General features: G+C 72.2%; 21 protein-coding genes. 12 read left to right on the top strand and 9 right to left on the bottom strand.

Annotated features, from left to right (window positions below; all coding sequences use genetic code 11):
• The first annotated feature begins 113 nt into the window (after positions 1-113).
• From DB32_RS24700 to DB32_RS24690, 3 genes are all read left to right on the top strand, one after another.
• Positions 114-1835, top strand: coding sequence for a HEAT repeat domain-containing protein (locus tag DB32_RS24700; protein WP_053235101.1), 1722 nt, complete (start codon positions 114-116; stop codon positions 1833-1835).
• A gap of 123 nt (positions 1836-1958) precedes the next feature.
• Positions 1959-3884, top strand: coding sequence for a sigma-54-dependent Fis family transcriptional regulator (locus tag DB32_RS24695; protein ID WP_053235100.1), 1926 nt, complete (start codon positions 1959-1961; stop codon positions 3882-3884).
• Positions 3885-4395: 511 nt separating this feature from the next.
• A complete protein-coding gene (locus DB32_RS24690) occupies positions 4396-4938 on the top strand; it encodes a hypothetical protein (RefSeq protein WP_157069361.1) in 543 nt (180 codons plus the stop codon).
• Positions 4939-4976: 38 nt separating this feature from the next.
• On the opposite strand, the gene DB32_RS24685 is transcribed toward DB32_RS24690, so the two are convergent.
• From DB32_RS24685 to DB32_RS47050, 4 genes are all read right to left on the bottom strand, one after another.
• Positions 4977-5417, bottom strand: a complete 441-nt coding sequence (locus DB32_RS24685; RefSeq protein ID WP_157069360.1) for a hypothetical protein — start codon at positions 5415-5417, stop codon at positions 4977-4979.
• A 1092-nt stretch (positions 5418-6509) separates the two neighbouring features.
• Complete coding sequence (locus DB32_RS24680; RefSeq protein ID WP_053235097.1) at positions 6510-7166, bottom strand: roadblock/LC7 domain-containing protein; 657 nt, start codon at positions 7164-7166, stop codon at positions 6510-6512.
• Complete coding sequence (locus tag DB32_RS24675) at positions 7163-8116, bottom strand: peptidylprolyl isomerase (RefSeq protein WP_053235096.1); 954 nt, start codon at positions 8114-8116, stop codon at positions 7163-7165. The genes DB32_RS24680 and DB32_RS24675 overlap by 4 nt, the downstream gene beginning before the upstream one ends.
• 3 nt (positions 8117-8119) lie before the next feature.
• Entirely contained in the window at positions 8120-8302 is a 183-nt protein-coding gene (locus DB32_RS47050; RefSeq protein WP_157069359.1) for a hypothetical protein, read from the bottom strand.
• A gap of 108 nt (positions 8303-8410) precedes the next feature.
• Between DB32_RS47050 and DB32_RS24665 the strand changes: the two genes are divergently transcribed.
• The 3 genes from DB32_RS24665 (at position 8411) to DB32_RS24655 (ending at position 11830) form a co-directional block, all read left to right on the top strand.
• Complete coding sequence (locus tag DB32_RS24665; protein WP_157069358.1) at positions 8411-9580, top strand: hypothetical protein; 1170 nt, start codon at positions 8411-8413, stop codon at positions 9578-9580.
• Positions 9581-9679: 99 nt separating this feature from the next.
• Positions 9680-10963: a serine/threonine-protein kinase gene (locus tag DB32_RS24660; protein WP_053235093.1), complete on the top strand. Its 1284-nt coding sequence runs from the start codon at positions 9680-9682 to the stop codon at positions 10961-10963.
• A 30-nt stretch (positions 10964-10993) separates the two neighbouring features.
• Entirely contained in the window at positions 10994-11830 is an 837-nt protein-coding gene (locus DB32_RS24655; protein WP_157069357.1) for a hypothetical protein, read from the top strand.
• Positions 11831-11844: 14 nt separating this feature from the next.
• Here the strand turns inward: DB32_RS24655 and truD are convergent, their stop codons facing one another.
• A complete protein-coding gene (gene truD / locus DB32_RS24650; RefSeq protein WP_240481246.1) occupies positions 11845-12867 on the bottom strand; it encodes a tRNA pseudouridine(13) synthase TruD in 1023 nt (340 codons plus the stop codon).
• 150 nt (positions 12868-13017) lie between these two features.
• Here truD and DB32_RS24645 point away from each other — a divergent pair, with 150 nt between their 5' ends.
• Positions 13018-14088 (top strand): serine hydrolase domain-containing protein, encoded by a 1071-nt coding sequence (locus DB32_RS24645; RefSeq protein WP_053235091.1) that lies wholly within the window; start codon positions 13018-13020, stop codon positions 14086-14088.
• A gap of 65 nt (positions 14089-14153) precedes the next feature.
• Here the strand turns inward: DB32_RS24645 and recD2 are convergent, their stop codons facing one another.
• Together recD2 and DB32_RS24635 are read right to left on the bottom strand one after the other, a co-directional pair.
• Positions 14154-16385 carry an SF1B family DNA helicase RecD2 gene (recD2, locus tag DB32_RS24640; protein ID WP_169791541.1) on the bottom strand — a complete coding sequence of 744 codons (2232 nt, stop codon included), beginning with the start codon at positions 16383-16385 and terminating at the stop codon, positions 14154-14156.
• 14 nt (positions 16386-16399) lie between these two features.
• Positions 16400-18025 carry a lamin tail domain-containing protein gene (locus DB32_RS24635; RefSeq protein ID WP_053235089.1) on the bottom strand — a complete coding sequence of 542 codons (1626 nt, stop codon included), beginning with the start codon at positions 18023-18025 and terminating at the stop codon, positions 16400-16402.
• 108 nt (positions 18026-18133) lie between these two features.
• Between DB32_RS24635 and DB32_RS24630 the strand changes: the two genes are divergently transcribed.
• Positions 18134-19744, top strand: coding sequence for a serine/threonine-protein kinase (locus tag DB32_RS24630; protein WP_083457725.1), 1611 nt, complete (start codon positions 18134-18136; stop codon positions 19742-19744).
• A 127-nt stretch (positions 19745-19871) separates the two neighbouring features.
• Here the strand turns inward: DB32_RS24630 and DB32_RS24625 are convergent, their stop codons facing one another.
• Positions 19872-20525: an HNH endonuclease gene (locus tag DB32_RS24625; RefSeq protein ID WP_075097613.1), complete on the bottom strand. Its 654-nt coding sequence runs from the start codon at positions 20523-20525 to the stop codon at positions 19872-19874.
• A 266-nt stretch (positions 20526-20791) separates the two neighbouring features.
• On the opposite strand from DB32_RS24625, the gene DB32_RS24620 reads away from it, so the two are divergent.
• From DB32_RS24620 to DB32_RS24610, 3 genes are read left to right on the top strand one after another with little or no spacing between them, the layout of a single operon-like run.
• Entirely contained in the window at positions 20792-22441 is a 1650-nt protein-coding gene (locus tag DB32_RS24620) for a helix-turn-helix domain-containing protein (protein WP_053235087.1), read from the top strand.
• On the top strand, positions 22438-23028 hold the full coding sequence (locus DB32_RS24615) for a Maf family protein (protein WP_053235086.1): 591 nt from the start codon (positions 22438-22440) through the stop codon (positions 23026-23028). Before DB32_RS24620 ends, DB32_RS24615 begins: the two co-directional genes overlap by 4 nt.
• Positions 23025-23690, top strand: a complete 666-nt coding sequence (locus tag DB32_RS24610; RefSeq protein ID WP_053238940.1) for a YggS family pyridoxal phosphate-dependent enzyme — start codon at positions 23025-23027, stop codon at positions 23688-23690. Before DB32_RS24615 ends, DB32_RS24610 begins: the two co-directional genes overlap by 4 nt.
• Here the strand turns inward: DB32_RS24610 and DB32_RS48495 are convergent, their stop codons facing one another.
• Complete coding sequence (locus DB32_RS48495) at positions 23691-24110, bottom strand: DUF2845 domain-containing protein (RefSeq protein ID WP_053235085.1); 420 nt, start codon at positions 24108-24110, stop codon at positions 23691-23693. It abuts the gene before it with no gap.
• Between the two features lie 198 nt (positions 24111-24308).
• On the opposite strand from DB32_RS48495, the gene DB32_RS24600 reads away from it, so the two are divergent.
• Positions 24309-24752, top strand: a complete 444-nt coding sequence (locus DB32_RS24600) for a hypothetical protein (protein WP_169791540.1) — start codon at positions 24309-24311, stop codon at positions 24750-24752.
• The last annotated feature ends 1 nt before the right edge of the window (position 24753 follow it).

Genomic DNA, 24753 nt, shown 5'->3' with positions numbered 1-24753 from the left:
GCGCGCAGCGTACTCACCTTCCGCGCCCGAACGTCGGGAAATCCACGTGAAACGGCGTTGACACTGCGTTCTCTCGCTGGCTACGGTCGCCCTTCGTACGCCGGGAGGACGCCATGAAGAGGCATCAATTCGCGCTCACGCAGTATCGCCTGATCGCTGCGTGCGCGATCGCCACACTGCTCGCGCTCGCGATCGGCTGTCACGCCGACGCCAACGATCCCGCCGGTCAAGCGGGTGAGCTCTCCGATGCGGTGCGACGCGAGAACGCGATCGCGAACCTGCATCGCCTCTACACCGACGCGCTCTCGCGCGCGGATGGAGATCGCAGCGCCGCGGGGCCGCGCGCCGTCGCGGACGCGTCGATCCAGCAGCTCACGTCGACCTACGTCGAGCACCCCGAGGACATGCAGAACGGTCTGCGCATCCTCGATCTGCTCGTCGAGATGCGCGATCCGCGCTCGCTGCCCGCGCTGACGAAGGCGCTCGACTGGCGCCCCGAGGTCACCGAGGAGCACGCGATCCGCTCGGCGCGCGTGCTGCAGCAGATCGAGCTCGACGACGCGCAGAAGGGCGAGGTCGTCGCGGCGATCTCGCGCGCCCTCGAGCAGGTGCGCCAGAACCGCGGCGTCGACAACCGGATGCGCATCGAGTTCATCCGCGCGCTCGGCACGATCGGCGATCGCCGCGCGACGCCCGCGCTCACGCGCGTGCTGCTCACGCAGAGCGAGACCCAGGACTTCCTGATCAACCGCCTCGCCGCCGAGCAGATGGGCCGCATCGCGGATCCGGAGTCGGTGCCGTCGTTGATCCAGGCGCTCTATCTGTTCGCGCCGAACAACCCGGGCATGCGCATGAACGACGTCGCGGGCCAGGCGCTCGTGCGCATCGGTCGGCCCGCGCTCGAGCCGCTGCTCGCGACGCTCCGCGGTGAGAACGCCGAGGCGAACCAGATCGCGGCGCAGTACATCGCGGCGGTCCGGCAGCGCGACGCGAACGCGGCGGGCCAGATGTCGCAGCAGTCGATCGTCTCGAACGAGGCGGCGTTCGCGCTCGGCCAGCTCGGCTTCCGCGAGTCGATCGATCCGCTGATCGCGGAGACCCGCGTCGGCGCGACCGGCGAGCTCAGCCCGCAGGACGCGGGCCGCGTGATGGGCGCCGCAATCGCGCTCGTCTCGATCAACCGCGACGAGGCGGACACCCAGAAGATCCGCGAGGCGCTGCTCGCCGCGTACAACCGCGTCGAGCTGCCGAGCCAGATGCAGCTGCTGGTCGGCATGCAGCACTTCATGGATCCCGGCCTGCTGCCGTTCTTCCTGCAGAAGGCGGGTCGCCCGCGCAGCGCCGAGGACGAGATCCCGGATCAGCGCATCCTCGCGTACCGCGCGTACGCGTTCCTCGCGAACGGCGACGAGGTCGCGGCGCTGCGCCAGCTCCAGGGCGCGGAGCCCGAGGGCATCACCCGCGACGCGTGGGCGGACTTCGATCCGATCCTCGCGTCGACGACCGAGTGCAACGCGGAGCTCGCGTGCTGGATCCGCAAGCTCGGCGACAGCAACGCGCTCGTCGCGCGCAAGGCGGCGTACATGGTCGCGCGTTACGGCCGCGGGAACCCCGAGGCGATCAACGCGCTCGTCGGCCAGCTCGGCCACGCCGACGAAGAGGTGCGCGGCGAGGTGCTCTACGCGCTCGACTACGCGGCGAGCAACGGCAGCCCCGAGGCGATCGCGCGCATCGACGAGCTCGCGCAGCAGGAGCAGGGCCGCGCGATCTGGTCGCACACCGAGTCGCTCGCCCGCGCGATCCAGGCCAGGCTCCAGGCACGCACGTCGCGGTGATGCTATCGAGGGGGTCCCGCGTCGAACCGGCGCGGTCCTCCTCATTTTCCAGGCCGCCCCGCCTCCGGACGCCTACTTGCGTCGCCGGCCGCGGGGCGGTGATGCTCCCGACGGGTTCATCACGTGATCCATCTCGAGGTCGTCGACGGTCAGGACAAGGGACGCGCGCTCGAGACGCGCGCCGACCTGGTGCGCATCGGTCGCGCCGAAGAGAACGAGCTCGTCCTGCCCGACTGGCACGTCTCCGGCGAGCACGCGCAGCTCCTGCTCGCGGGCGATCGCTGGGTGGTGCGCGATCTCCAGAGCACGAACGGCACCCGCATCCTCCGCGGCGAGGAGAGGCTCGATCTCGCGGCGGTCGAGGGCCGCGAGTCAGCGCTGGCGAGCGGCGACGTGCTCTTGCTCGGCGACGACGAGCGCCCGGTGAAGGTGCTCGTCACGATCGACGAGGATCCCGATGACGCGCGCATCGTCTCGGTGCGCAAGGTCGCGGAGCTCGGCGAGGTCGAGAAGGACATCGGCGCCGACTCCGAGGTGCTGAAGACGCTCTACGTCGCGCAGAAGGAGATCGGCGCGACGCTCGAGCTCGGCGGGCTGCTCGACGTGGTCGCGCAGCAGGTGTTCCGGTTCCTTCCGCGCGCGACGCACGTGACCGTGGCGCTCCGCGAAGAGGACGACCCGGGCACGCGCCGCGGCGCCGGACGTTACGTCCCGATCGGCACGAAGGTGCGCGGCGGGGCAGGGCGCGACGCGGTGCCGATCACGCGCAGCGTGTTCCGCAAGGTCGTCGCCGAGCGCGCCGCGGTGCTCGCGGCGGACGCGCGCCGCGACGTCGGCGAGACGGCGTCGATCATGGGCGCGCAGATCCAGTCGACGATCGGCGTCCCGCTCTGGGCGGGCGACGACATCATCGGCGTGCTGCAGGTCGACAACCGCGATCAGGCGGGCATCTTCCGCGAGCGCGATCTCGACGTGCTCGCGCTCCTCGCGCAGAGCGCGAGCCAGGCGTTCCGCCACGCGCGCGTGTACCAGCGCCTGCAGATCGCCGAAGAGAAAGAGCGCAAGGAGAACCTCTACCTCAAGAAGCGCGAGCAGAGCCGGCGCGAGGGCGCGATCATCGGCGAGGCGGGCTCGATGCGTCGCCTCTTCGAGCAGCTGCGCAAGGTCGTCAACACGCGCGTCACCGTGCTGATCGAGGGCGAGACCGGCACCGGCAAGGAGCTCATCGCGAGCGCGGTGCACTACTGGAGCGATCGCCGCGAGCGCCTCTTCGTCGCGCAGAACTGCGCGGCGATGCCCGAGAACCTGCTCGAGAGCGAGCTCTTCGGGCACAAGAAGGGCTCCTTCACCGGCGCGACCGACGACAAGAAGGGCCTCTTCGAGCTCGCCGACGGCGGCACGCTCTTCCTCGACGAGGTCGGCGAGATGCCGCTCAACCTGCAGGCGAAGCTCCTGCGCGCGCTGCAGGAGGGCGAGATCCGGCCGGTCGGCGCGGCGAAGACGATCAAGGTCGACACGCGCATCGTCGCGGCGACGAACCGCGATCTCGAGAAAGAGGTCGCGGAGGGCCGCTTCCGCGAGGACCTCTTCTATCGACTGAAGGTGTTCCCGATCCGCGTGCCGCCGCTGCGCGAGCGCCACGAGGACATCCCGCTGATCAGCGCGCACTTCCTCCGCAAGTACTGCCAAGAGTTCGGCCGCAGCATCAGCGGCTTCTCGCAGCAGGCGATGGAGATGCTCCAGGCCTACAAGTGGCCGGGCAACGTGCGCGAGCTCGAGAACGAGGTGCAGCGCCTCGTGATCCAGGTGGACGACGAAGCGTTCGTGCAGCCCGAGCACCTCTCGCCGAAGATCCGCCAGGTCGAGAACATCCTCGACCGCGTGCACCCGACGAAGGGCACGCTGAAGGAGATGGTCGAGCAGGTCGAGAAGTGGATCCTGCTCGAAGCGCTCAAAGAGCACGGCAACAACAAGAGCCAGACCGCGAAGACCCTCGGCATCACGCGCGAAGGCCTGCACAAGAAGCTGAAGCACTTCGGCATCTCGTGACTTGCTGACCGTGCGGCTTCGGTGTGCACGTTCGCGCAAGGGCGCGCTGGCGCGCGAGCCGCTCGTGGTGGGGTTGCGTTGCGGTGAGCGGATCTCGAGTCCCCGCGGATCGTGCTCGGGGCGGTGGCCTCGAGAACGCGCGCGTCGGCTCGCAGTGGATCTCGAGGACGCGCTCGTCGCTTGCGCGCGCGTGATCTCGAGAACGAGCTGGGTACTGACCGTGAGGCTTCGGTGTGCACGTTCGCGCAAGGGCGCGCTGGCGCGCGCTCGCGCTCACCGCTGTTTCGTTTGAGTCTCGTCGCGCGGGCCGCTCGTGGTGGGGTTGCTTCGCGGTGAGCGGATCTCGAGTCCCTGCGGATTGTGCTGGAGGCGGTGATCTCCGGCCGCGGTCGGGCTGGGCGTGCGGTCCGTGCTACGCGCTCCGTCGTGACCTCTTGGAGCTCGCTGCATGGGATCGCGGAGACGCGTGTCGCGTCACGACGCGGTCGGGTCGCGCTCGAGCTGAGCCTGGGTGCGTGACGTGGTGATGCTCCAGGAGCACGACGGCTTCGATGCGCCCGGTGGCTCGGTGCGGTGCGACATCTGCGGCGCGCCCGGCGAGCGCAATGCGTTCCTGGTGCGGGTGCGCGTGCCGGGAGGGAAGGTCGACGTGCAGGCGACGCACTGCGATGCATGCGACGTCTACTTCCGCGTGCGGCGCGCGCGAAGGCTGCAGGCGATCGCAGTCACGGTGCTCGCGGCGATGCTCTTCGCGCCGATCGCGGGCCTCGCGTCGGGCGCGTTCGGCGCGGCGGCACCGATCGTGTCGGCGGTGCTGGTGATCGCGCTGATCGTCACCGCGATCGCGCGCGCGGCGACGTGGCACGACCGCTTGCGCGAGCGGATGGGGACCGGACTGCTCGACGATCTCGCGCGCGGAGTCCCCGAGGTGCAGGGCGCGCTCGGCTGGCGCGACGTGCAGCTCTTCGCGTCGATCCCGCGCGACGCGACGCCGAAGACGACGCTGCGCGCGGTGCGTCAGCGCGCCGAGCGGACGCGGACGCTGCCGAACTGAGCGCTCGGCTCGAACGAGGGGCCCGAGGGGCGGGCACTTCACCACCCGTCGACGTCGTCGTCGGTCCCGGCCTTCGTGTCGCGCCCTGCGGAGCGGACGTGGACCTCGTAGCCGTCGCACGTCACGAGATAGCGCGTGCCCCAGGGATCGAGCGCGAGCTCTGGGTCGAGCAGCCCGCTCTCGACGAGCGACTCGATGTCCGCGCAGCGAGCGTCGGGCGCTCCGGAGAGAAAGAGGACAGCCGCGGACTGGACGCGCTGCGCGTCTCGCCTCGCGACGTGCGCGGGTCCCAGCTCACATCCGTGGTACGGCGGCCAGAGCATCACGCACGCGAACGATGCCGCGCCGAGCGCGAGCGTGCCGAGCACCGCGAAGAGCACGAACGAGCTGGCTCGATCGTCGGCGCCGCGCGGGCGGCTCGGCCACGTGACCCCCTCCGGCGCCGTCATCCAGGCCCAGTCGCTGGATCGCTTGGACATCGCCGGACGGTGGAGCACCAGCGATGCCAGCGCAGGGATGCTCGATGGGCAACGGATCGCGGTCGGCGCCTCGGACATCCTGTCCGGAGCGCGCGCGCTTCATGGACGGATTGTCGGCGCCATTCGTCAGCCGACCACCCGGAGTGATGGTCGAGGCCGCAAGCGTGCGGCCCCGACCACCCCGGAGGTTGGTCGGACCGTAAGGGTTCCGGATCCGACCACCCCGGAGGTTGGTCGGACGGTAAGGGTTCCGGATCCGACCACCCCGGAGGTTGGTGCAAACCGTAAGGGTCCGGATCGGGCGGGTTCGAGGATCATCCATCGATAGGAGCTCTCGATCACACGCTCGAGGTCACCCAATCGAGAAAGCTTCTCGATCGGAGCTTCGAGCGCCAGCGAATCGAGAGGCCCTATCGAGTGAGCGCTTCGAGTCCCCACGCGCTCGAAGGCATGGCCGTGCGAGATCTGCGGGGACTCGAGATCGCGCCGACCGCGAAGCAACCCCACCACGAGCGGCCCGCTCGCCGAGACCCAGACGAACCAGCTGCGAGCGCGAGCGCGCGCCAGCGCGCCCTTGCGCGAGCGTGCACACCGAAGCCTCACGGTCAGTACCGAGATCGTCCTCGAGATGACGCTCTCGCAAGCGACGAGCGCGATCTCGAGATGACGCTCTCGCAAGCGACGAGCGTGTTCTCGAGATCACGCCCCCGAGCACGATCCGCGGGGACTCGAGATCGCCATACCGCGAAGCAACCCCACCACGAGCGGCCCGCTGGCCGAGACCCAAACGAACCAGCTGCGAGCGCGAGCGCGCGCCAGCGCGCCCTTGCGCGAGCGTGCACACCGAAGCCTCACGGTCAGTACCGAGATCGTCCTCGAGATGACGCTTTCGAAAGCGACGAGCGTGTCCTCGAGATCACGCTCCCGAGCACGATCCGCGGGGACTCGAGATCGCGCGACCCGCGAAGCAACCCCACCACGAGCGGCCCGCTGGCCGAGACCCAAACGAACCAGCTGTGAGCGCGAGCGCGCGCCAGCGCGCCCTTGCGCGAACGTGCACACCGAAGCGTCGCGGTCAGCGCTCGCACCGAATCACCTGCGCTCCCAGCGGTCCTCTTCCACGTGGTGCACCAGGGTCAGCTCTTGGCCGCTCTCGCTCCGCACCATGAAGCACACCAGGCGCGCCCCGTCGTCGTCTTCGATCCACCGGCCCAGCACGTCGCCCACCTTCGTGCGCTCGGTGCCCATCCAGAACGCGCTCGGCGCGTACGGCCAGCCCTTCGCCACGCGCACCTCCACGCGCACCCGCGCGTCGATCGCGGGCTCCCAGCGCGGCGTGACCTCGCCGCTCTCGACGCGCAGCTTCCGCACCGCGAGCTCGATCGTCTCGGTGAGCAAGCTCGGGATGCCCATCGAGAGCGTCACCACGACCAGCAGGTACTCGTCCGTCACGCGCCGCACGACGATGTCGCGCTCGCTGCCTTGCACGTGAATCGCCCAGGGCTCGCCGGCGCGTCGCTTCGTCGTCTCGCGCACCTCGCTCGTGACGACGAGCATGTGCGCCGCGATCACCTTCGCGTCGAAGGGTGGAAGCGACGAGCAGTAGTCGATGCACTCACCCTCGGCGTCGACGAACACCACCGCGAGCACGCCAGGGACGGAGTGCAGCACGCTGCGGAGGATCGGCGTGAAGCTGCTCTCGTCGAGATCCCGACGCGACTCGACCGGGACGCTCGACGGATGGCTCATGGGCTCGCGCCTCCGCGCTCCATCGCCTCGAGGTCGATCGTGATCGCACGATCGATCGCCGCCTCGTCGCGCTCCACCGGCGTGCGCGACGCGAGCTCGCGCGCCAGCTCCTCGAGCCGCGCCGCGCGCGCCTCGACCGCGAGCTCCTGGCGCATCGCGGACACGACCTCGTCGCGCGGCGCCTCCCACGGCGGCATCACCTCGGTCAGCACGATCGCGTGCCATCCGAAGGTCGTCCGCAGCGGCTGCGCCACCACGCCGGGCTCGGCGCGCGAGAACAGCGCGTCGAGGTACTCGGGCACCAGCTGTCCCTCGCGCGTGACCGGCGGCAGATCCTCGACGAGCACCTCGTACGTGCGCCCGGCGTGATCCTCCTCGCCGATCACGTGTGCCTCGGCGCGCGCGTCCTCGGCTGCGCTCATCCGCTCGATCGCCCGCCGCGCGAAGCGCTCTGCCGCCGCGTCGGCCTCGGGCGGTGCGTCGGGCGCGAGCCTCGCGACCACGTGCGTGCTCCGCCGCCGCTCGGGGCGCGCCCACCGCGCGCGCTGCGCCTCCATCCGCGCCGCGACCTGCTCGGCGGGGATCGACGCGGGCGTGATCTCCGCCTCGACGCGCGCCTCGAGCAGCGCCTGCACCGACGCGCGCCGCACCGCGTCCTGCACCTCGTCGTCGTCGCCGAGCCCGGCCGCCTCGGCGTGCGCGGCGAGCACGCGCTCTTCCTGCAGCCGCCGCAGCGCGTCCTGCGGCGCGAGCCCGGTCTCGCGCGCGACCTCCTCGACCTCCTCGAGCGTGATCGGCGCGCCGTCGACCGTGGACACGACGGTGCCGCTCACGCGCGCGCTCGGCGCGACGGCGCGACGAGCCCCCGCGTCGGGCGCTGCGGTCTCGCCGCCGCACGCGAGCGCGAGCGACACGAGGCACGCGACGACGACGCTCCGCGCGCGACGCAAACGTCACTCCCCCAGCGTGGGCCGCAGGAGCTCGACGCCGGCGCGCAGCACCGAGAGCGCGACGATCACGAGCAGCACCGCCGCGACGTAGTCGTGCGCGCGCAGCTGCACGACGCCGAAGAAGAGCGCCGCCATCGCCACTCCGACGAGGAGCGCGCCCGAGCCGTCGCGCAGCGTCCGTCCCATCGGCGAGAAGATACTCCGCGGCGAGCGTTTCGTGCCGTTTCCGGCGCGATCGATCTCGGTGATAGAGTCGCGCCGCGCGCGACGCTTCGTCGCGCACGGAGGACCCGGATGCGAAGCCATCGCCCCTTGCTCGCCCTCGTCGCGCTGCTCGCGATCCCCACGCTCCTGACAGGCTGCGGTGCGCTTCGTCCCGGCCGACGGGGCTCGGCCGGCGGGGGCGGCGGAGGGGGCGGCGCGGTCGGTGGACAGTGCCGTGGCGACTTCGGGACCAACAACGCCGCGCAGAAGATCGAGGCGTTCCTGATCGCCGCGGGCGACTTCAGCGACGCGGCGATCTCGGTGCAGAACGATCTGCTCGCGGCGTGTCAGCGGATGGGCCGCGCGCTCGGCGTCGCGGAGGCGGACCTCGCGGGCGACGGGCCCGAGGGCGTGCGCGCGGTGTGCACGACGGTGAACGAGCGCTTCCGCGCCGAGATGCAGGCGATCCGCGGTGCGAGCCGAGTGCAGGTGACGATCGAGTCGCGCCCGCCGCACTGCGAGGTCTCGATGGACGCGTACGCGTCGTGCGCGGCCGAGTGCGAGGCCCGCGTCGATCCGGGATCGATCGAGATCCAGTGCGAGGGCGGTGAGATCCGCGGGCGATGCAACGCGCAGTGCACGGGCTCGTGCGCGGTCGACGTCCAAGGCGAGTGCACCGGCACCTGCGACGGCATCTGCGACGGACGGTGCTCGCAGACCGGGCCCGACGGGTCGTGCGCGGGGCGCTGCGAGGGCACCTGCCAGGGCCAGTGCGTGGCGCGCGCGCAGGCGAGCTGTCAGGGCGAGTGCCGCGGCGGCTGCTCGATCGAGTACGAGGAGCCGTACTGCACCGGTCAGGTGCGCCCGGCGTCGGTCAGCGCGCGCTGCCGCGCGTCGTGCGAGGCGCGCGTCGAGGCGCACGCCCGCTGTGATCCGGGCGAGACGCGCATGAACGTGTCGGGCGGCATCGATCCGGCGATGCAGCCGCGCGTCGACGCGGTGCAGAACGCGGTGCGCGAGGGCCTCTCGGCGATCCTGGCGCTGCGCACGCGCGTCGAGCGCCTCCAGCGCTCGGGCCGGGAGATCGCGCGCCTCGCGCCGGACCTTCCGAACGCCGCGGCGACGGTCGGCATCGGCGCGGTCGCGTGCGCGACGGCGGCGGCGGGCGCGGTGGCGGACTCGATGGCGAGCGTGTCGGTGTCGGTCGAGGTGTCGGTGTCGATCTCGGCATCGGCGTCGGCGTCGGCGTCGGCGCGCTGACGGCGCTGCCTCTTCTTCGCGCTGATCTCCCGTTCCGGTGGTGCGAGCAACGTTCGTCTTCGTTGCTCGCACCAGATCGGTCCGGTAGCATCGGGCCCCGTGAGTCGTCGCTGCCCGCAGTGCGGGACCGAATACGCGGATCAGATCGCGTTCTGCGGGAACGACGGGTCGATCACGATCCAGGTGCAGCCCGCGGGAGAGACGCCCGATCGCCGGCTCGGGACGCGCTTCGGCGACTACGTCGCGGTCGCGCGCGTCGCCGACGGCGCGATGGGCCGCGTGTACGAAGGGCGCCACGCGCAGACGAAGCAGCGCGTCGCCGTGAAGGTGCTGCACGACGACGTCGCGAAGGATCGCGTCGCGGTCGAGCGCTTCAAGCGCGAGTTCGAGACCGCGAAGGACCTCGACTCAAAGCACGTCGTGCGGGTGATCGACTTCGGCGAGGCGCCCGAGGTCCCCGGCGCCCCTGGGTCGTCGGGCGGCGTGCGCTCGTGGTTCATGACGATGGAGTACCTGCAGGGCATCGAGCTCGGCGGCGTGCTCCGCGGCGCCGGTGCGCTGCCGCTCGCGCGCGCGCTGCGCGTGATGTGTCAGGTCGCGCTCGGCCTCGAGGACGCGCACTCGTTCGGCGTCATCCATCGCGACCTCAAGCCGGACAATCTCTTCCTCTGCGAGGGCGAGGGCGGCGACGACGTTCGCATCCTCGACTTCGGCTCGGTGAAGCTGCAGATGGAGACCGGGCCGAAGCTGACCGCGTTCGGGACGACGCTCGGCTCGCCCTATTACATGTCGCCCGAACAGGCGATGGGGAAACAGGACGTCGATCAGCGCACCGACGTCTTCGCGCTCGCCGCGATCCTCTACGAGATGCTCACGGGCAAGATCGCGTTCGACGGCCAGGCCGTCGCGCAGATCCTGATGAAGATCGTCAACGAGATGCCCGCGCCCGCGAGCACGCAGAAGGCGGGGCTCCCGGGCGCGATCGACGACGTGATCGAGAAGGGCCTCGCGAAGGACAAGCGCGCTCGCTACGGCAGCACGGTCGAGCTCGCGGCGGCGGCGCTCGGCGCGTTCGGCCTGCCGGTGCAGCCGGGTCGCGCGGGGATCGAGCAGTGGGCGCACGCGCCGATCGCGCAGCTCGAGCAGGCGCTCGCGAGCGCGACGCCGCCGGCGCCGAAGCCGTACGGCGCGCCGGAGCCCGCGGTCGCGCCGCAGGCGCCCGCACCGACGTCGATCCCGATGACGCCCACGCCATCGCACGACGCGCTCTCCACGCCGGCGCCGCCCAGCAACAACCTGGGCCTGATGATCGGCCTCGGCGTGGGCGCGATGGTGTTCCTCGGTCTGGTCGGCGCCGTCGCGATGTTCTTCTTGATGCGCTGAGCCGAGGCCGTGCCGCCTTCCGCGACCGCGATGATCCGGAAGGCACGGCTCGCGACGACGGCGGTGGTCGCGCTCGTCACGGGGCTGCACGCCGGGTGCTTCGCGGTCGGGATCGTCGACGACGGAGCGCTCGTCGTCGGCTGGGTGATCACGGGGAGCGCGATCGCGGCCGCGGTGCACCACGCGTCGCGCGCCGAGACGTTGCAGAGCGCGTCCACGCGGGCGGCGCTCGGCACGATGGCGGCCTGCGCGATCACCGCGCCGGTGGTGTGGCTGGTGGCGCGGACGCTCGCCGATCGATCGACCGGCGACGCGGCGTTCGCGTTCCTCGCCGGGCCGTTGATCGGCGCGCTCCTCGGCGCGCCCGCCGGCATCGCGGTGGCGGTGCCGAGCGTGGCGTTGGTGCGCGAGACGCTCCGCCCGACCGCGTGCACGACGTCGATGATCGGCGCGACGCTCGGCGCGTGGAGCGCGGGGATCATCGTGCTGCTCGCGCTGCATCGCGAGATCGTCTCGGAGGGCACGTCGGTGCTCGCGGTCGCGGCGATGCTGGCCGGGATCGTGGTCGCGGCGCGCTCCTACGCGCGCATCCGCTCGCAGCAGCAGTGGCTCGCGCGCGTGCGGCGCGGCGAGATCCCGGGGTTCGTCATCGTGCCCGCCGTCGAGATCGAGCACTCGCCCGATCTGCTGCGGTTCTCGCCCGACGCGACGCGCGACGCCGTGCTGGTGCGGGAGCGCGGCGGCGAGGGCGGCGCGTATCGAGAGGCGAGCGCGCGCGAGCCGATCGCGTTCGCGGGCAGCGGGCCCGACCTCGAGCCGATCGAGCCGCCGCCGAGGACCCCCCGACCGCGCGACGGCGTCGCGTAGCGATCCGGGCGGGCTCAGCCTTCGCGCGTGAGCTCGCGGATCACCACCGTCGCGTAGCCGCCCGACGGCAGATCGAACGCGAGGACGAGCCCTTCGTCGTCGACCTCGACGGTCGGGGCGCCGAGCCGGATGCGGTAGGGGCGGCGCGTGCCTTCGCCGTACTTCGCGAAGCGCGCGAGCATCTCGTGATCGAGCCCTGCCGCCGCGAGCGCCTCTTCCTCGCGTCGCTTCGCCTCGCCTTCGGGCCAGCGCATCTTCGCGCCGAACATCGGGCCCGTCGCGCTGATCTCGAAGCGCGCGGCGCGCTCGCTCTCGACCGCGAGATCGCTCGCGACGAAGAGCCCGCCCGTCTCCTCCTTGCGGCAGAGATCGCCCTCGACGATCGCGCCGAGCGTGCCCTCTTGGACGCGCGCCGCGCACATCGCGTTGAAGAGCTCCGACTGCAGCACCGACACGAAGAGCTTCCGCTCGAACGAGTCGCGCGGCGGCTTGCCGCCCTCGACGAGCCACGCGCGCGCCCGCGGCAGGTTCGCGCGATCGCGCCCGAAGCGCTGATCACCGAAGTAGTTGGGCACGCCCTGGCGCTCGAGCTCCGCGATCACCGCGCGCGCGTCGGGCTCGGCGTCGCGCGGCGCGTCGCGGAGCCGCACGCGGAAGCGGTTCCCGCGCAGGTGCCCGGTGCGCAGCTTGTTCACGTGCAGCTTCGCTTCGAGCACGCGCACGCCCTCGAGCTCCACGCCCTCGAGCTTGCTCGCGTCGCCGCGATGGAAGCTCGCCCACTGCGTCGTGATCGCGTGGCGGTCCTTGAGCCCCGCGAAACCGGCGTCGCGCGGGTCGCAGCCGAGCGCCTCCGCGATGCGCCGCACGGCGTCGCGGGTGTCGACGCTGGTCTTCTCGAAGCGCACGTAGAGGTGCTCTCCGGCGCCCGAGGGCTCGTAGGCGGGGATCTCGTCGACCCGGAAATCCTGTGGACGATCCTTGAGGATTCCGGCGATCGGGCGCTCGAGACGGGTCAGGAACGGGAGACGATCTTCCACGGAGCGAAATCTCTCATTTCCCATCGGGAGCGGCTCGCATATTCTCGTGAGCCGGCACCCCGATCGGTGCGTGAGGGAGGGGCGGTGCGTCACGCAGGCGCAGTAGGCGGTTCGCGCCGAGAACGAGTCCGGGCCGAAGCCCGTCGGCTGTTGGCGGCGGGAGTCACCGGAACCGTCTTCCCAGGCGCGACGGCGTGCCTGTCGTGGCGGTCGAGGGACGGCGAGCTCGAGTGGGCCGAGGCCAGCGCGGGCACGACAGGTGGCCCAGGCGCCAAACCCGTCGCGGACGACACGCCCTTCGATCTCGCTTCGCTGACGAAGCCGATCGTCTCCAGCATCGCGCTGCGCCTGGTCGCGCGCGGGGCGATCTCGTTCGACACGCGCGCGGACGCGCTGATGCCCGACGCGCGCGGCACGCCGGGCGGCGCGGCGACCCTCGAGCAGCTGCTGACGCATCGCTCGGGCCTCGCGCCGTGGGGCGGGCTCTACCTCGACGTGCCGCACGATCCCGGGACGAGCGCGGCGCGGCGGTGGATCCTCGCCGAGGCGTGCCGCCGTCCGGACGAGGGCGCGCCCGGTCGCGCGGTGTACAGCGACCTCGGCTACATGCTCGCGGGCGAGATGCTCGCGCGCGCCGCGGGTCGCGATCTCGACGATCTGCTGAAGCAGGAGATCGTGCGCCCGCTCGGCATCGCCGAGGATCAGATGATGTACGCGGGCGCGCTCGCGCCGGACCGGCGCGCGGACCTCGCGCGGCGATGCGCGGCGACGGAGCGCGACGACTGGCGCGGCGTGATGGTGCGCGGCGAGGTGCACGACGAGAACTGCGCGGCACTCGGCGGGGTCGCGGGGCACGCGGGCATGTTCGCGTCGGCGCGCGCGATGGCGACGTTCGGTCGCGCGTACCTCGACAGCCGCAACGGCAAAGCGGAGTTCCTGCCGCAGGAGATCGTCGGGCGCGCGCTGCAGGTGCGCCCGGGCGGGACGCACCGGCTCGGCTGGGACGGCAAGAGCCCGGAGAACAGCGCGGCCGGCAAGCGGATGAGCGCAGAGACGTTCGGTCACCTCGGGTTCACGGGGACGAGCATCTACTGCGACCCGACGCGCGATCTCGTGATCGTGCTGCTGACGAACCGCGTGTGCCCGAGCCGCGCGAACGAGAAGATCAAAGGCTTCCGCCCCGCGTTCCACGACGGCGTGGTCGCGGTGATCGACGGCTGAGGGCGTTCGCCCGCGACGGCGTGATCGCGAGGACGCACTGGGTGCTGACCTTGCGGCGTCGACGCCTACGACGAGCCGTGATCGTTCGCGGCGCGTGAGCGAGTGCTCGACGCCCCCGTCTTCCATGCGCGCAGGCGCGCGCCGAGCTTGCAGTAGGTCTTCGCGATCTCCGCGGTGCGGGCGGCGCGCGCGATGGCGCGCGGGTCGCCGACGATCACGGCGAGCTTCTTCGCGCGCGTGAGCGCGGTGTAGAGCAGCGGGCGCGAGAGCAGCACGTGATGGGACGCGTGCAGCACGATCACGACCGCCGCGATCTCCGAGCCCTGCGCCTTGTGCACCGTCGACGCGTAGGCGAGGGCGATCGAGTCGACGTCGTCCTGCGTGTAGCTCACCGCGCGACCGTCGATCTCGACGTACGTCACGCCGTCCTCGACCTTCGTGACCCAGCCGAGATCGCCGTTCCACACCTCGCGCTCGTAGTCGTTGCGCAGCTGCATGATCTTGTCGCCGGCGCGCATGACGCCCGCGAGCGACGAGGTGGTGCGCGGCGGGTTGAGCTCGGTCTGCAGGAGCTCGTTGAGCTTCTCGGTGCCCAGCGGTCCCTTGCGCATCGGGGTCAGCACCTGCACGTCGCGCTTGGGATCGAGCCCGTACGCGGCGGGGATGCGGCGCAGCACGTCGACGAGCCGCTGCTGGATCGCCTCGGGCTCCTGGGCGCGCACCACGAACAGATCGCCCGCGCCCTTCTGTCCGGTGGGCGTCGGCGTGGGCGCGCGACCCGCGAGGATCTCGTGCGCGCCGCGGACGATCGCGCTCGCCTGGGCCTGGCGGAACACGCGATCGAGGCGCACCACCGGGCACACCTCGCTCGCGATGAGCTCGCGCAGCACCTGGCCCGCGCCGACGGGCGGCAGCTGATCGACGTCGCCGACGAGCACGAGCGTGCTCTCGGGCGGCACCGCGTCGAGCAGGCTCGCGGCGAGCTGCACGTCGAGCATCGACGCCTCGTCGACGAGCACGAGATCCGCGTTGATCGGCTCGTCCGCGCAGAGACGGAACGAGCCGGTCGCGGGGTTCCACTCGAGCAGGCGATGGATGGTGCGCGCGTCGCGCCCCGCGGCCTCGCTCATGCGCTTCGCGGCGCGACCAGTCGGCGCGCACAGCACGATGCGATGCCCGATGCGCTCGTGCGCCCGCACGATGGCCTTCACCGTCGTCGTCTTGCCGGTGCCGGGCCCGCCGGTGAGCACCATGAGCCCGCTCGTGAGCGAGCGACGCACGGCTTCTTCTTGCTGCTCCGCGAGCCCGAGATCGGTGATCGCGGCGAGCGCCTCGGGCATCTTCGCCGGCGGCTTCCGCTCGCGAACCAGCCGCGCGAGCGCGCGCGCGGCCTCGACCTCGGCCTCGTGCATCGGCGGCGCGTAGACGTCGCCTTCGTCGAGCACGAGCATCCCGCGCGACGCGAGCTCGTCGATCGCAGGCGCGACGAGATCCTCGGGCACGTTCAGCTCGCGCGTCTGCGCGCGCAGCACCTCGTCGGGCAGGTAGACGTGCCCTTGGTCCGCCGCGCGCCCCACGACGTGCAGCACCGCGCCCGCCGCACGGCGCGGATCGTCGATCGCGATGCCGACCTCGCGCCCGATGCGATCCGCGGTCGCGAACCCGATGCCCGGGATCTCCTCGGCCGCGCGGTAGGGATCGTCGCGAAGCTGCTGCGCGGTGCGCGGCCCGTACTTCATGAGGACCTTCTTCGCCATCGCGGGCCCGAGCCCGAGCCCGTGCAAGAACGCGAGGCCCTCCGCGTCGGCGCGGCGCGCCTTCACCGCCTCGGCGATCGCGCTCGCCTTCTTCTTCCCGATGCCCGGGATCTCCTCGTGGAGGCGCGCGCTCTGGGTCGTGATCACGTCGAGCGTGCGATCACCGAACTTCGCGACGAGCTTCTTCGCGATCGCCGGGCCCACGCCGGGCACGAGCCCCGAGCCGAGGAAGCGCGTGAGGCCCTTCTTCGTCGTCGGCATCACCGGCGTGTACGCGACCGCGCGGAAGCGACGGCCGTACGACGCGTGGTCCTCGTAGCGACCTCGGAAGCGCGCGACCTCGCCCGGCGCGAGCCCTCCGACGTCGCCGACGACGAAGAGGATCTCGTCGTCGCTCTCGCGCTTCACGCGCAGCACCGCGAAGCTGCCGTCGGCGCTGCGCCAGCGCTCCTCCTCGACGACGCCGACGAGCACGACCTCGTCGCGCGCGCGCGCGCCGTCGGAGGGGAGCGCGGTCTGCTGCGGTTCGCGAGGGCGCATGGAGGGGAGCGGCATCACCGGCCCGGTGTGCAGCCGCCAGCGGCATCGTAGTCGAAGCTGCCGCGCGCGCCCGTGCGGGGATCGTCCGCGACGCGCACGGTGCACACGCCGGCGCGCGGGGTGGGCTCGGCGGGCATCGCCGAGACGCGACGGCCGTCGGGATCCCGCAGGAAGAGCGGCTCGCCGGAGTTCGCGAGGCCCCCCGACGCGAGCGATCGGTCGACGCGGATCAGCGCGACGCCCGGCGGGATCGCGACGTCGCGATCGTCCTCGCCGCGATCGTCGGGATCGAACGCGTCCGCGACGATCAGGGCGCGCGCGCCGGGCGCGACGCGCGCGGGACCGACGATCACGTCGCCCATCGAGCCCGGCGCGTCGGAGAGCGAGAAGCCGGCGAGATCGATCGTCACCGCGCCGAGGTTCGCGATCTCGACGTACTCCTGGCGCGGCTCGACGCTCCAGGGATCGGCGCGCACCTCGACGATCGAGATCGGCGCGAGGGCGTCGGTGGTCGAGAGCTCGAGCTGGGTGCGCATGATCGTCCCCGCGAGATCGATCGCGTCGAGCGTCGCGTGAATGGTCGCGCTCGGTCCGAGGTCGTCGATCGCGAGCTCGGTCTCGCCGCGCGGCGCGACCGCGGTGAGGATGCGATCGCCGATCGTCATCCGCACGCGCACGGGCTCGCTCCCGCGGAGGCGCAGCACGATCCGGCGATCGTCGGCGAGCACGCACCCCGCGTCGCTCGGTCGCTCGTCGAGCGCGCACGCCGTCGCGAGCCACTCGGGCGGATCGAGGTCGGGCTCGCGCCCGGTCTCGAAGGGCGCCCTCGTCGCGGGCACGCTCGCGCCGGTCGCGTCGAGGAGACGCTCATCGGTGCGCAGCGCGTGGATCGCGCTCGGCGCCAGCGGACGCGACGGCACGATCACCGCGCAGTGCGCGCCTTCCCAGCCGATCTCGTCGCAGCGCGCGGCGCGCGCATCACCGGGCACGCGCTCGCCGCTCGGACCTTCGATCCACACGCCCTCGGCGATGCCCGACACCGCACCGTCGAAGCGCACCGCCGCGAGCGGCAGGTCCGCCGAGACCGCCGAGGCGCCTTCGGGCGGCCAGGTGCTCACCACGCGCGCGCCGCCGAGCTCGCTCGGGTCGACGTGCATCGTCTGCACGAACGCCGTGCCGAGGCGACGTCCTGCCTCGTCGCGCGCCCACGACGCGATCCCGAGGTGCAGCGTCGTGCCGGGCGCGAGCGGGACGCGCGGTCGCAGCTCGATCGTCGCGCCCCGCGTGATGCGCTCGCACGCGACGACGCGCGCGAGCGTCTCGCTACGCAGCGGCGCGCTCTCGAGGTCCTCGCGCAGCACCTCGGGGTCCAGCTGCGCGACGAGAACGAGCGGATCGGGCTCGCCTTCGAGCGTCGCGCTCGCGTCGATCACGATGCGCGCGGAGCGAGGGATCGCGTCCATCGAGCGCTCGTTGCCGAGCGCGTCGAGCACGGCCACCGAGACGATGCGCAAGGGCTCGGCGGCATCGAGTGGCGCGTCGAGCGCCGCGTCGCGTGGCGGCGGTGGTGGTGGCAGCTCGAAGCAGCCGGACAGCGAGAGAGCGAGCGAGAGCGTGTGGAGAAGAGCTGACGTGCGCATGACGCGCCGCTCATCGACGCACGATGTGTGTGGTTGCGCTCTTTCGTTGCGCGCGCCGCCCGATCTGGCCCTTCGCGACCTGCGCTCGCGGGGATATGCTCCCTTGCGATGCTGACCCCTCCAGGCAGGGGCGGCGAGCCCGGTCCTTCATCCGAGATGCAGAGCGCGATCTCGCGGCTGGTGGGCAGCCTCGTCGCCGGCAAGTACCGCGTGAAGCGGCTGCTCGGTCACGGCGGGATGGGGAGCGTCTACAAGGCCGAGAACGTCGCGATCGGGCGCACGGTCGCGCTCAAGGTGCTGCACACGCACCTCGCGGACGACGGCGTCACGCTCGCGCGCTTCCAGCGTGAGGCGCGCCTCGCGGCGAGCGCGGGGCACGACCACATCGTCGAGATCCTCGACATGGGCGTCGAGCCCTCGGGCGCGCCGTACATCGTGATGGAGTACGTGCGCGGGCAGAGCCTCGGGAAGCTGCTCGCGAGCGAGCCGCCCTTCGAGGTCGAGCGCGCGGCGCGTGTCGCGGGCGGCATTCTCGCGGCGCTCAGCGCGGTGCACACGCGCGGCATCGTGCATCGCGACCTCAAGCCCGAGAACGTGATGCTCACGACGAAGGGCGGGCAGAGCGACTTCGTGAAGCTCTTCGACTTCGGCATCTCGACGTTCGTCGAGGCCGCGCTCGATCCCTCGGGCCCGCTCGATCTCACGCCGAGCGGCCGCACGATGGGCACGCCGTTCTACGCGAGCCCCGAGCAGATCTCGGGGGAGCGCGGGCGCGATGCGCGCGTCGACATCTGGGCGGTCGGCGTGCTGCTCTACCAGATGCTCGTCGGGAAGAAGCCCTTCGAGGGCCGCAATTTCCCGGAGCTGTGCCGTGCGATCCTCGAGAGCACGCCCGTGCATCCGGGCGCGATCCGCCCCGAGCTGCCCGAGGCGCTCGACGCGGTGGTGATGCGCGCGCTCGAGAAGGATCCTGCGCAGCGCTTCCAGAGCGCGAGCGCGATGGCCGCGGCGCTCGTCCCGTTCGGCGCGGTGCCGCTCACCGACGAGCCCGAGCCGACCGACACGTTCACGTGGGACATGCGCGAGCTGCGCGCGCGCGAGGCCGTGCTGCAGAGCGCGGGCACGCGTCCCGCGAGCGACCCGCCGGGCGGCGTCGAGGGCTCGGCGGCCGTGCGCGGCGAGGTGCTCGGAGCGCTGCTCGACTTCTTGCGCGACCGCCTCGGTGGCCCGCGCTTCGAGCGGCTGATCGACGACACCGAGCCCAGCGTGCGCGGCGTGCTGCGCGCGCGGCTCGATCCCGTCGCGTGGTACCCGGGCAGCGCGCTGTGCGTGCTCGAGATCGCGGATCGCAGCTACGCGGGCGGTGATCGTCGGCTGATCGCGGACGCGGGCCGCTCGCTCGCGCGGCGCTCGATCGGGCGCGATCCCGGCGCGCTGGTGCGCACCGTGACGCCCGAGCTGCTCTTCGCGATGACCGCGGACCTGTGGCGACGCTTCTTCGCGGGCGGCGAGCCGAAGGTGACGACGGCATCGCGCGGCCTCGGTCGCCTCGAGATCCGCGGCGGCACGAATGGCGGGCTCGTTCGCGCGGTGGCGATGATGGGCTTCCTCGACGAGGCGCTGACGACCGCGGGCGCGCGCGACGTCGACGTCCGGCTCGCATCGGCGGCAGCGCTCGGCGATCCCGCCGACGTCTACGAAGCGACCTGGTCGAGCTGAGTCTCCGGAGGGGTCTTGGAAGACCCCTCCCCCGACCGGCGAAGCCGGATCGGGGCCCCCCTCCCCAACGCTGCGCGCGGCGCCCAGCCCCGCTTGCTCTCGATCGGCGCGCGTCGCGCCGAGCCCGCTACTCCTCGGCGGCCTCGATGTCGTCGTCCTCCGGGAACACCGGCGTCTCGATCCCCGCGAGGAAGGGCTCCCACTCGACGTAGCGACGCGTCGGCGCGGCCATCACGAGCGCGGTGCTCCAGCCCGGTCGCACCGGTCGCGAGCGCAGCAGCATCCCGGCCTCGTCGGGCGTCGCCCAGCCCTTGCGCAGGTTGCAGTCGCGGCACGACGTCACGAGGTTCTCCCACGTCGAGCGACCACCGCGCGATCGCGGCATCACGTGATCGAGGTTGAGCTCGCGCGTGCCCGGCCGGCGCCCGCAGTACTGACACGTGAACGAGTCGCGCAGGAAGATGTTGCGGCGCGAGAGGCGCAGCGGCGCGTGCGGCACGCGGTTGTAGCCCGAGAGCAGGAGCACGCGCGGGACGCGGATGCGGCCGCGCGGCGTCCCGACGAACTCGTCGCCGTCGTGCACCTCGTGCGAGGACGACAGCGAGGCCCACTGCGAGAAGTCGTGGGGCTCGTACGCACGATCGAGCGCGCGCGCGCGACCGAGATAGAGCAGCGTGAAGCCGTGGCGCGCGGTCGTGATGCGCACCGGCTGGAAGCTGCGGTTGAGCACGAGCACCGGCGCGGCGAGGCCGGTCTTCGCGGCGCGACCCGGCTTGGGCACGGCCTCGATGGTGCTGGGGTTCGGCCCTTCGCGGCGGTCAGCCCGCGAACCGGCAGTTTCGTCGGCGTGCAGCGCGCCTCGCTCGTGCCTGTCGGCCGAGCCGGCCTGCTCCTTCGAGCTGGCATCGCGCGGGTCACGCAGACCACGGCGAGCACGGGACTCCACGGCGAGGACCTTAGCACAACGCACCCCTCGGGTTCCTGACCGAACGCGCAGGCGCCTCCCTCGTTGCGTGCGCGGGGGGGCGCTGGTAAGCACCGCCCGCCATGGCGGGCCAGAACGCGGACTCGCGCGGTGGGCGCGAGCGCGGCGACGCGACGCTCCCCAGCGCACCTCCCGAGGTCGACCTCTTCCGCGAGCCGGGCGACGACGACGACGCGCCGCGCGATCGCCGCGACGCACGTCACGAAGCAGAGGGCGAGCGCACCACGCCGCGCGTGCGTCCGGCGTGCACCATCGCGGTCGGCGGCAGCAAGGGAGGCGTCGGCACGAGCGTCGTCGCCGCGAACCTCGCGCTCTACCTCGCGAGCATCGGGCGCCGCGTGTTGCTCGTCGACGCCGATCCCGGCGGCGCGAACCTCCACACGCTCGTCGGAGCGCCGAGCCCGACGCGCCCGCGCGCCGACAATCGTGCGGTCGGTCGTCCCGTCGACACGCAGATCCAGGGGCTGCGCTTGCTCTGGGGCGCGCTCGACGAGGGCCTGCGCGGTCGTCGCGGTGGTGGTCGTCGCAAGCTCGCGCGCGCCGTCGAGAGCGCCGAGGCCGACTACGTCGTGCTCGACCTCGGCAAGTGCACGAGCCGCGGCGGCATCGATGCGCTGCTGAGCGCGGACCTCTCGCTGATCCTCACGCTGCCCGAGCCGACCGCGCTCGAGAGCGCGTATCGCTTCGTGCGCCGCGCATTCCTGCGCTACCTGCACCGCAGCGTGATCGATCAGCCCACGCGCCTCGCGCTGATGCAGAAGGCGCGTGAGCTCGGAGGCGCGCCCGCGCCGCTCGATCTCTGGCGCACGCTCGAGGACGACGGCGATCCGCTCGCGGAGGTCGTGCGCGACGCGATGGAGCGCTTCCATCCGAACCTCGTGATCAGCCAGACGCGTCTGCGCGCCGATCTCGAGCTCGGCGATCAGGTGCGCAGCGCCGCGCGTCGCCGCCTCGGCATCGGCATCGAGTACCTCGGGCACGTCGAGTACGACGACACGGTGTGGAGCTGCGTGCGCGCGCGGCGTCTGTTGCTCATCGAGAGCCCGGGCACGAAGGCGAGCAAGAACGTCGAGAAGATCGCGCGTCGACTGCTCGCGCTGCAGACCGGCAAGCGCAAGCCTCCGGCGCGCACGGTGCCGCCCGAGAGCCACCACGACCTGCTCGAGGTCGATCGCGGCGCGACCGACGAAGAGGTGCGCCGCGCGTTCAAGCGGGTGCGCGACATCTACGCCGAGGACGCGCTCGCGTGTTACTCGCTGTTCGAGCCGCACGAGCTCGAGGTGCTGCGCGCGCGCCTCGAAGAGGCGTACGACGTGCTGCTCGATCCGGTGCGCCGGAAGCCCTACGAGCTCTCGGTGTTCCCGCCGTCCGAGGAGCACGAGGAGCCGGTCCCCGCGCGCATGTCGCACAACGAGCCGCTCCCGCCTCCGCCCGAGCTGACGCCCGACACCGACTACACGGGCGCGCTGCTGCGCGCCGTGCGCGAGTCGCAGGGCATCTCGCTGCGCGACGTCAGCGCGCGCACGAAGGTCGGGCTCCCGTACCTCGAGGCGATCGAGGGCGACGCGTTCGACGCGCTGCCCGCGCCGGTCTACGTGCGCGGCTTCGTCACCGAGATCGCGAAGGCACTGAAGCTCGACGCGGCGCAGGTCGCGCGCACGTACGTCCGGCGCTATCGACGTCACCTCGAGGAGCGAGGGAAGAGCGCATGACGCTGGTGCTCGCGTCGGCGTCGCCGCGGCGCCGCGAGATCCTGACGACGCTCGGCGTCGCGTTCGAGGTTCGCCCGAGCAACGCCGACGAGACGCAGCACGAGGGCGAGCCGGCGCGGGCGTACGTGCAGCGTGTCGCCGCGGCGAAGGCGCTCGAGATCGCGAGCGCGTGCGAGGCTGGTCGCTGGGTGCTCGGCGCGGACACGATCGTGGTCGTCGACGGCGAGCTGCTCGGTAAGCCGGAGAGCGACGCGGCGGCGCGCGGGATGCTGCGCATGCTCGCGGGGCGCTGGCACGAGGTGATCACCGGGGTCGCGCTCGCGCGTGATGGCGCGATCGTGGAGACGATCGCGGTGACCACGCGCGTCGCGTTCCGGCCGCTCACCGTCGACATGGTCGAGCGCTACGTCGCGACGGGCGAGGGGCGCGACAAAGCGGGGGCGTACGGGGCGCAGGGCATCGCGTCGGGGTTCGTGCGCGGCATCGAGGGCTCGCACTCGAACGTGATCGGGCTGCCCGCGGCGGAGACGATCGAGCTGCTCGAGAAGCACGGCGTGATCGCGCCGTGGCCGGGGACCGCGCGATGAGCGACGTCGCGGCGCGGCTCGCGGCCGTGCGCGCGCGGATCGACGCGGCGTGCGCGCGATGCGGGCGCGATCCTGCGAGCGTCGCGCTCGTCGCGGTCAGCAAGACGCAGGGCGCGGATGCGGTGCGCGCGGCGTACGACGCGGGCCAGCGCGTGTTCGGCGAGAACTACGTACAGGAGCTCGTCGAGAAGGCGAGGGCGCTCGAGGATCTCACCGAGCTGCGCTGGCACTTCATCGGGCACCTCCAGCGCAACAAGGCGAAGGACGTCGCGTCGGTCGCGCGATGCGTCGAGACCGTGGACTCGGTGCGCCTCGTCGAGGCGATCGCGAAGCGCGTCGACGCGAGCACGCCGCTCGAGGTGATGCTCCAGGTCAACGTCGGCGGCGAGGCGCAGAAGTCGGGCTGCACGCCCGCCGAGCTGCCCGCGCTCATCGACGCGGTGCGCGCGACGCCGCTGGTGCTGCGCGGGCTGATGACGGTGCCGCCGCTCGGCCAGGAGCCGGAGGCGTCGCGCCCGCACTTCCGCGCGCTGCGCGAGCTCGCGCAGCAGCACGGGCTGCGCGAGCTCTCGATGGGCATGAGCGCGGACCTCGAGGTCGCGATCGAAGAGGGCGCGACCATCGTGCGCGTCGGCACCGCGATCTTCGGCGCGCGCGCGTGATCAGACGATCGTGCGACGTCGATCGACGATCGCGACGCGCTCGTGCATGCGGCGCACGGGCGGATCGATCGCGGTGCGCGTCCCGTAGCTGAGCGGACGCTGGCGGACGAGCGTGCCGTCCTCGAACGTCAGCTCCTCCATGAAGCGCCGCGGGCCGAAGTCGTAGATCCACGTCTCGATCGCGACGGTGACGGTCACGCTGTCGGCGATGACCGTGCCCGCGACGATGCGGCTCCCGACGGTGCGGGTGCGCGAGACCGTGCTCGTCGTGATCGACGCCGGGTCGCCGCAGATCGAGCGCACGTAGTGGATGGGGTCGCCGGTCACGACGAGCCGCGTTCCGCAACGGAGCGCGTGGGCGGTGCCGTCGAACAGGAACGGTGATGCGACGAGGGCGAGGAGCGAGAGCCAGCGGGCCATGGGTTCCTCCGAGAGCGAAGCGAGGGACGAGACCGAGAGTCGAGCGCTTCGCGCTCGACGAAGCAACCCGGAGGCCCATTCATTCGCGCGCACGCGCGGCTCGCGAGGTGGAGCCGGGAGCGCGCCCGGCTCCCGCGTCCGTGCGCGAATACGTGCCTTTTTGCATGGCACGCGCGTTGTCTTCGCACCTCCGGCCACATGAGCTCTGCAGTGCATGGCGCGTCCCCCGAGGACTCCGGCGAGCACCCCATCACGCGCGCTCCGGCGCCGGCGGAGCCGGATGCGCCGCGACCACCCGAGCATCCGAGCTTCGAGGATCTCGACACCGAGGAGATCCCGACGCGCGTGCACAAGCTCGAGGAGCACGAGGTGCGCGCGATCTTCGAGGGCACCGCGGAGCGCAGCGTCGACGTGAGCGGTCTCGAGCTCGAGGATCTGCCGACGCGCGCGGTGCCGTCGAACGCGCCCATCCGCGCGGTCTCGCTCTCGGACGACGGCATCGTCGTGCCGATCGAGGTCTTCGAGCCGCTGCCCGAGACGGGCGTCCGCTCGCGCGCGTCGACATCCAGGATCACGCGCCCGCGAAGGACGTGGATCGAGCGCGTGATGCGCGCCGTCGCGCGCGTGCTCGCGATGCGCTGAG

Source organism: Sandaracinus amylolyticus (genome assembly GCF_000737325.1).
Classification (GTDB): Bacteria; Myxococcota_A; Polyangia; order Polyangiales; family Sandaracinaceae; genus Sandaracinus; species Sandaracinus amylolyticus.
Note: the sequence above shows the minus strand (reverse complement) of the source record. Positions and strands in the feature narration are given on the sequence as shown.